We start from the raw sequence: 7900 nt of genomic DNA, 5'->3' as shown, positions 1-7900 counted from the left end.
TTACTCTTCTCTATACGTTCTTCTGCTTCTCTTACTAAAAATGACATTTTGCCTCCTCTTTCGTATGTACTTATCTTTTCATTCTATCATATATGTTTCTTTCTGCCTATTATGCAATGGTCTTTTTAAGGTATAGTAGGCTGTATAAATTTATAAAAAACAAATTACTTTCTTGACTTTTTATTTCGTGAATTTATTATGTGGGTATTCTTATTAACTCCAATAAATTAAATGGTAAGCGTTTACAATACTCAAAGAGAGAAAGAACTTGCGTTTCTGCTTTCAAATGAAATTGACAAAGATGGCTATGAGATTATAAGAATTAGAACTTATAAGGACAAAACTGGCAAGAAATGTCAAATAATGATAGATACAGTTGATGATACTCAAGTGAAGATTTCAGACTGTGAAAATGTTAACAAAGTTGTAATTGAACTTTTGAGTAATAATGATCTAGGGTTAGAAGACCACTCTATAGAAGTTAGTTCACCAGGAATTGATAGGCCTTTAACGAGGCTAAAGGACTTTAATAAAAATAAGGGTAAGCTAATAAAAGTGTATACTCTATTTAAGGTGTTTAATAGGAAGAGTTTTAAAGGATATTTAAAAGAAATTAATGCAGATTCTATATCAATAATGCCTATTGATAATAATGAAGTAGTAGATATAAGGTTTGATTCAATATCAGAAGCTTATTTACAATATGAACATAATAAATAATTAATTTTTGGTATATAATAATAATGAGAAATAGAAATTTTGGTGGAAACGAAATACTTCATGTTGCTGATGCAGTAGCTAGAGATAAGGGTATATCTAAAGATTCCATTATAGAAGCATTAGAAGATGCGATAGCGATGGCTGCAAAGAGAAAATATGGTGCCAATATAAATATAAAAGCTATAATTAATAGAAATTTAGGTAATATAGAGTTATACAGAGAAATATTGGTGGTAAAAGACAATTTTAAAGGCACTGATGATAGTAGCGGTGAAGTTGTTAAGACGATTGAGTTATCTGAGGCAAGAAAAGATAATCCAGATTTAAACGAGGGAGATATAATTAAAGAAGTATTACCTCCATTAGAAATTGGAAGATTAAATGCTATTTCAGCAAAGCAAGTTATTATAAGCAAAGTAAGAGAATTGGAAAGAGATAAAATTTTCGAAGAATATAAAGATAGAATTGGGGAAATAATCAACGGTATAGTAGAAAAGATTGAAGCAAACGGATATATAATTAAGCTGGGTAGTGTTGAAGCTGTATTGAAGAAAGATCAAGTCCTAAAGACAGATTATTATAAATTAGGAGATAGAATTAGAGCCTACCTTACAAAATTAGATAAAGAAACTAATGGACCTCCATTAATTCTATCTAGAACTCATAAAGATTTTATAGCACAGTTGTTTAAGCAAGAAGTGCCGGAAATATACGACAGAATAATAGAAATAAAAAATATTGCAAGAGACCCTGCTTCAAGAGCTAAAATATCAGTTTACTCATCGGATTCTTCTATTGATCCTGTTGGCTCATGTGTTGGGATGCGAGGAGTTAGGGTTCAATCAATTATTAAGGAATTAAGAGGGGAAAAAATTGATATTGTAAAATGGAGTGAAGACCCGGCTACATATGTAGTTAATTGTCTAGGCTCTATTAGAGTTTCTAAAGTTGTAATTGACGAAGATCAAAATAGGATAGAAGTATTTGTTCCAGAAGAGGATCAAAGCCAAGCTATTGGTAGAAGAGGGCAGAATGTAAAATTAATATCTGAGTTAGTTGGGTGGAGAATTAACATAACTACTGAGGAATTAGAATCAAGTAAAAGGCAAGAAGAATTTAGCAGAATTACTAAATTGTTTATGGAAGTATTAAATCTTGAAGAAATTCTTGCGCAGCTATTAGCTTCAGAAGGTTTTAGTAGTATAGAAAATCTGGCAGAAGCAGACATGAGAGCCATTGCTTCAGTTGAAGGGTTAGATGAGGAAATAGCAAAAGAGTTGATTTCAAGAGCAAAAGAACACCTAAACAATAATCAGGAAGTTGAGCAAAATGCCGATAAAAAGGATAGCAATAAAAGAGAGTAGTGTGTCCTTTTTATAATTTTGTTGCATACAATGTCATTCGGCTAAGGTTGCTTTATATAAGTTTTTAATAAACAAACTTTATCAAAAAGATTTAATCTGAATTTTTAAAGGCATTTCGTCTACTATTAAATAAGAATTTTGCGGCAGTAATTGCCAATCAGTAGATTCAATATGTGAGAGTGCCTCAGATGCTATAACAATTGAGTCATTATAGTTACTAATATTATAGTAAAGTGGAATAGTGTCATTGTCTTTTGACGCAAAACGTGTTGCTATAAGGCTCTTTCCATCGGTAATAATAATATTGAGTTTTGAAAAATGTTCTTCATCTTCTTGGCGCTGATTTTCAATAACCCAGTTAAATGCCTTTAAAACTGACTGCTCTAAACTTTGCTCTGCCTCATTAAATAAAAAATGCATAATTAAGAAAAATAAATGTTCAGAATCTGTTTGGGCTTTAATTTGATTAAAAAATTCTTCCCTAAGCACATTAAGTAAGGGACGTCGAATTTTTCCAAAATTATGAATAGTTCCATTATGTATAAAAGAATACTTTTTATATGAAAAGGGATGACAATTATTTACAGTTACATCTCCAACTGTAGAAGCTCTAGCGTGACCTAAAAAACAATTTGATAGAATTTTATTGCATATACGTTTTAGATTATTATCGTTCCAAGCAGGTTGGGTTGATTTAAAAATACCAGGCGTGTCATCTATGTCCTGATTATACCATGATATCCCAAAACCATCAGCATTTATGCCCTTTTTACCCAATTTAGTTGCAAGGCTTTGTTTTATCAACGAATTTTCTGGTTTTTCAACCAATTCACTTAGTAAAATGCTTGTTTTTCCCCTATATCCAATAAGTCTACACATAATTATTATACTCCTATGTAATTTTTACTATTTCATACCAATTTTGACTAAAATATAATCCAAAATATCATCAGCAATTTTCTTTCCAACAACATTTTCTAATCCATGAAATTGTGGAGATGAATTTGCCTCACAAATTAAAAATTTTCCATCTTCTCCAAATAGCAAATCTACTCCAGCAACATCAAGATTTAATAATCTTGATGCCTCGGTCGCTATCCACTCAGCTTCAGAAGTTAATTTATAAGGTTGCACCTCTGCACCTTTTGAAAAATTTGCCTTAAAACCTGATTTTGCAATACGTTGCATACAGCCAACTACTTTACCACCAGTAACAAATACTCTTAAATCTCTTCCATAGCTAGTCTCAATAAATTCTTGAATTATAATGTTAGCATTTGCATTATTGGTGTAAATAAGCTCCATAACATCTGAAAATTTTTCTTCAGATTCACATAAATACACTCCTCTGCCTTGAGTTCCAGTAACATTTTTTATAATTAATGGGATGCCAATTTCTCTTTTTATGACAGATACGTCTACTGGAAATTTTGCAAGCATTGTTTTTGGTGTTGCCAATTTGCTATAGGCTAAAATTTGGTGCATTAATAACTTATCTTTCACATTTTTTATTGCATTTGCAGAATTACAAGAATAGACCCCCAAATGCTCTAATTGCCTAATTACTGATAAAGCATAAAAACTTGTTGCAGAACCAATTCTTGGTAAAATAAAATCCGGTAAAAGAGTGGGCTGATCATCAACTAAGATGCTATTTCTATCACTCTGCGTTACCACTAACTCAAATTGCTCTGGAGTGAGAATCGACAAATCAATATTTTTTGATCTAGCGCTTTCCAATAGCCTTAAAACACTGTAGTCAGTAATATCACTTTCTTTTTTATTGTAGATAATTAGTCCTTTAGGCATAAATTTAAATAATATTGAACATTACTCAGGTATAATTTTTAATCTGTTTTGTCAATTCATTTTAGAATGCTGTATAATTGAGTTATTGAATACTCATTTAGAAAATATAGCTTGATTTGAATTTTTAAGTTCATTACTTTGGATTAAGTAATTAACTATAAATTTTATTGTGTTAGTAAAAATCAAAGTACATGCAATTGGTGTTAACAGAGCAGATGTACTTCAATTAGAAGGTAAATATCATGCGCCAGATGGAAATAAAATTCCTGGTCTTGAGGTTTCAGGTATTAGAATTGATACTGGTGAGAGGGTATTTGCCTTATTAAGTTCTGGCGGTTACAGTAAAGAGGTTGAAGTAGATGAAAGGCTGGTGCACAAGATACCAGAGGATATTGGATATATTGACGCTGCGGCAATTCCAGAGGCAATGGTTACAGCATGGTTGAATTTATATAAGTTAGGTGATGTTCAAAATTGTTCTAATATTTTAATTCATGGTGGTGCGAGTGGCATTTGCTCGATGATGATACAATTTGTAGTAATTGAGGGAAAACAAGTTTTTACAACTTCTAATAATATTGAAAAATTAAAATATTTAGAAAATATTAAAAATTGTGTAACACTCACTTTTGAACAATTTAAAGATGACATAGATAAAATCCATTTTAAAATGGATTTAATAATAGACATTTTAGGTGGAAAGTATTTGGAACAAAATTTAAGTATATTAGGTAAATATGGAAAACTTATTCTATTTGCTGTAATGGATGGTAAAATATCAAAAATAAATGTTGCCAGGATTTTAATGAAAAATTTAAGCATCATTGGCTCTACTTTACGCAATAAAGTTGTTGAGGAAAAAGCATTACTGTTTAAGGAGGCTTGTGAAAATTTACTCCCACATATTACAAAAGGAGCGGTAAGGCCAATAATTAGTAGAGTATATAAGCTTAGTGAATTTGAGAAAGCGCATCAATTATTAAAATCTGTCAATAACATTGGCAAAATAGTATTGATAGCCGATTAAAGAACGATTACATATTAAATGCACTACTAAAAGTAGTGAAAATTCAAAAAAAATAACTAAAAATTTTACTTAGTGAATTAAAAATGTTATCCTGCTGCGTATTAAAACTAATAGGTTAGCTAATTATTATGTCTAAACAATGTGGTTTTCAAGTAGGGGATTCTGTAGTATACCCTACTCATGGAGTTGGTAAGATATCTGCTGAGGAAAATGATACTTACGGTGGTGTTGAAATAAAAGTTTATGTTATTACTTTCGAAAGTAATGATATGACTTTAAGGATACCAAAATCAAGAGTGGATAAAGATGGTCTTAGACCACTTTGCTCAAGTGAATTTTTGGATAAAGCTTTAGATGTTCTTTCAGGAAAGAGGATTAAGCTTCACAAGGGTATGTGGAGTAAGAGAGTTCAACAGTATGAAAGTAAAATAAACTCAGGTGATGTAATTGCAATTGCAGAGGTAATTAAGGAGTTGCATAGCAATATTGAAAAATCAGAAAGATCCTACAGTGAAAAAATTATTTACAATGATGCGCTTGAGAGGCTTGCTGGTGAATATGCTGCTACTTGTAAGGTTCAAATGAATGAAGCTATCAATAAAATAAATTCTAAACTAAATTAAGAATTTGTTTTTTAAGGATTTGACAAACAAGTAATAAGGATATAGCTTTCTACATCATATGTCTATGGCGTTTATTAACCAGGGACCTATTACTGATTGCTAAAAAAAGCTTGTAATATGTAAGTTTTTACTGTTGAATAATGTAAAAGAATTATAACAAATATTGGGAATAAAAATGACTAATAACATAGAGGGGTGTATAATCCTTTTACAATCATTATCATACAAGCAAACAAGGTCGTAACAATTCAGTTACCCGCGCAGTATAGCAAACAATCTTTTAAAAGTCTTCAAAAATTTTATATTTTTTTTAAAAAAGGTGATATATATTGCAGAACCCTGTACCTATTGCACCTTATATAGTTATGTTTCGAAAAGTAATATTTGTAACACTCTTTTTTCTACTGATACAAAATTTAAATGCCTTAGAATTTGACATATTAGACATAGATGTCGACAACATTCAATACAAAAATAATGTATTAGAGTTTGATGTGATGATAAATGTAGATAAAGATTGGAAGCTTTACAGTAATCAAAAATCTGATTTTGGCATTCCACTTAACATAAAGATTCTAAAGAACAACGTAATAATAAATAACGATATTGTATATCCACCTTCAAATAGGGAGGTAAAAATTTTAAATGGGAAAAAATATGTAAGTAATATCTTCTCAAATAATGTTTTGTTAAAAATAAAATTAAATACAATTAGTAAGTACGATTTAAAAAAACTTTATTTAGAACTAAAATACTCCGCGTGCAACAAAAAGTGCGTTTACGATACTAAGATCGTTTGGCTTTGGGAGTATTTTGTAGCTAAGTTAGATGAGCAGGATAAAAAGCCATATATAGCAGAGATTTTATTATATATATTAATTTCATTGGCTGGAGGATTTATTCTAAATTTTATGCCATGTGTGCTTTCTATTTTAAGTCTGAAAATTTTAAGTTTAGTCAAAACAAAAAATTATTCTCATAGAGCTTTAAGAAATAACATTTTTTACTCAATATTAGGTATAATCAGCTTTTTTATATTATTGGCTATTGTGACAATTATTTTTAAGGCAATTGGTATCAATATTGGTTGGGGAATGCATTTCCAAAGCCCAGTTTTTATAATGGTATTAATTATATTATTGTTAGTAATGGCTAGTAATCTATGGGGCGATTTTGAATTCATTTTACCTTCACGATTTGCTTCTTATATGCTTAGCATGCAAATAAATGATAAAATATTGAATAGTTATTTTAATGGGTTCCTTATTGCTACTTTATCAACATCATGTACAGCTCCATTTTTATCCACCGCTATTGCATATTCAATGACTCAAAATAACATGTATATTTTACTGTATTATTTTTTCATTGGTCTTGGAATGTCTATTCCATATGTATTAATTTATGTTAATCAAGATTTATTAAAATGGATACCTAAACCAGGTAGCTGGACTATTAAATTAAAAAAATTCTTTGCAATAGTTTTTATTATTAATGTTGTTTGGCTTCTATTTACTTTAAGTAATCAAGTAGAATTAAGTTCGGTATTAATATTTATTGGGTTTATTGTGATATTCAAGAAAATTTTAATGCTCACATATGGTTATTTTAACAACTACAGCAATAGATATTATGCTACTTTTTTACTTTTTGTTCTTCTCTTATTTTCAGTAAACTTAGTTATGCAATATGATTCTACTGTCAAAAAAGAAGATATACTTATTAATAATAAATGGAGGGGTTTTGAACCACAATTGATTAAAAAGGAAATTGAAAAGAATAATTTGGTATTTGTTGAGGTTACTGCAGATTGGTGCGCTACTTGCAAATTAAATAGGATGCTAGTTTTAGACCACAGAACTATTTATGAAATTTTTGAAAAAAATAATGTAAAACTTTTTAGGGCAGATTATACATTGGGCAACAATATGATTTATGATTTTTTAAAAAAGAATGAAAGATATGGAATTCCACTATACATTATGTATGGACCAAAAAATAAAAAAGGCTTGATCCTAAGCGAAATATTAACTTTTAATAAAATTGCTCAGGCTATAGAAGAGGTTAAGTGATTTACATAGCTCTAGTATAAAATAATATTTTACTGAATTTTAAAATTTTTTTTTGATACTAAATATTTTATTTAAAGTAGAAAAAGCTTGAATTAATAAAAAATAACTATAGCGTGAGTGGGCACCGTCATGTATCTTGAAAAAGCAAGAATAAATACTTGTAAATAAGTTGTTATGAGATTAGCTATTTTATAACGGCTGGAAGGAGTGATTCTGAGGCGTCGTCAAGGCATTAAGCCTGGTAACTTGATAAGAACCTCCTTCCATAAAAGTCTAAAGTTGGAC

7 protein-coding genes are annotated in these 7900 nt (G+C 29.7%); 5 read left to right on the top strand and 2 right to left on the bottom strand.

All coding sequences use genetic code 11. From position 1 onward, the window contains the following. The first annotated feature begins 231 nt into the window (after nucleotides 1-231). A complete protein-coding gene (locus tag L8D11_RS02325; RefSeq protein WP_236870068.1) occupies nucleotides 232-720 on the top strand; it encodes a ribosome maturation factor RimP in 489 nt (162 codons plus the stop codon). 23 nt (nucleotides 721-743) lie between these two features. After that, entirely contained in the window at nucleotides 744-2084 is a 1341-nt protein-coding gene (nusA, locus tag L8D11_RS02320) for a transcription termination factor NusA (RefSeq protein ID WP_236870067.1), read from the top strand. Nucleotides 2085-2165: 81 nt separating this feature from the next. Here the strand turns inward: nusA and L8D11_RS02315 are convergent, their stop codons facing one another. Then, complete coding sequence (locus tag L8D11_RS02315) at nucleotides 2166-2963, bottom strand: class II glutamine amidotransferase (protein WP_236870066.1); 798 nt, start codon at nucleotides 2961-2963, stop codon at nucleotides 2166-2168. Nucleotides 2964-2990: 27 nt separating this feature from the next. Then, a complete protein-coding gene (locus L8D11_RS02310) occupies nucleotides 2991-3893 on the bottom strand; it encodes an ATP-grasp domain-containing protein (RefSeq protein WP_236870065.1) in 903 nt (300 codons plus the stop codon). A gap of 169 nt (nucleotides 3894-4062) precedes the next feature. Between L8D11_RS02310 and L8D11_RS05915 the strand changes: the two genes are divergently transcribed. From L8D11_RS05915 to L8D11_RS02295, 3 genes are all read left to right on the top strand, one after another. Continuing rightward, nucleotides 4063-4920, top strand: a complete 858-nt coding sequence (locus L8D11_RS05915) for a zinc-binding dehydrogenase (RefSeq protein ID WP_236870064.1) — start codon at nucleotides 4063-4065, stop codon at nucleotides 4918-4920. A gap of 128 nt (nucleotides 4921-5048) precedes the next feature. Further along, nucleotides 5049-5543 carry a CarD family transcriptional regulator gene (locus L8D11_RS02300; protein WP_236870063.1) on the top strand — a complete coding sequence of 165 codons (495 nt, stop codon included), beginning with the start codon at nucleotides 5049-5051 and terminating at the stop codon, nucleotides 5541-5543. A 365-nt stretch (nucleotides 5544-5908) separates the two neighbouring features. Next, the gene (locus L8D11_RS02295) at nucleotides 5909-7615 is read left to right on the top strand and encodes a protein-disulfide reductase DsbD family protein (protein WP_236870062.1); all 1707 of its coding nucleotides are present in this window, start codon (nucleotides 5909-5911) and stop codon (nucleotides 7613-7615) included. Nucleotides 7616-7900: the final 285 nt, after the last annotated feature.

Source organism: Candidatus Bandiella numerosa, assembly GCF_021811875.1.
GTDB lineage: Bacteria > Pseudomonadota > Alphaproteobacteria > Rickettsiales > Midichloriaceae > Aquirickettsia > Aquirickettsia numerosa_A.
This window is presented reverse-complemented; position numbering and strand designations above follow the sequence as displayed.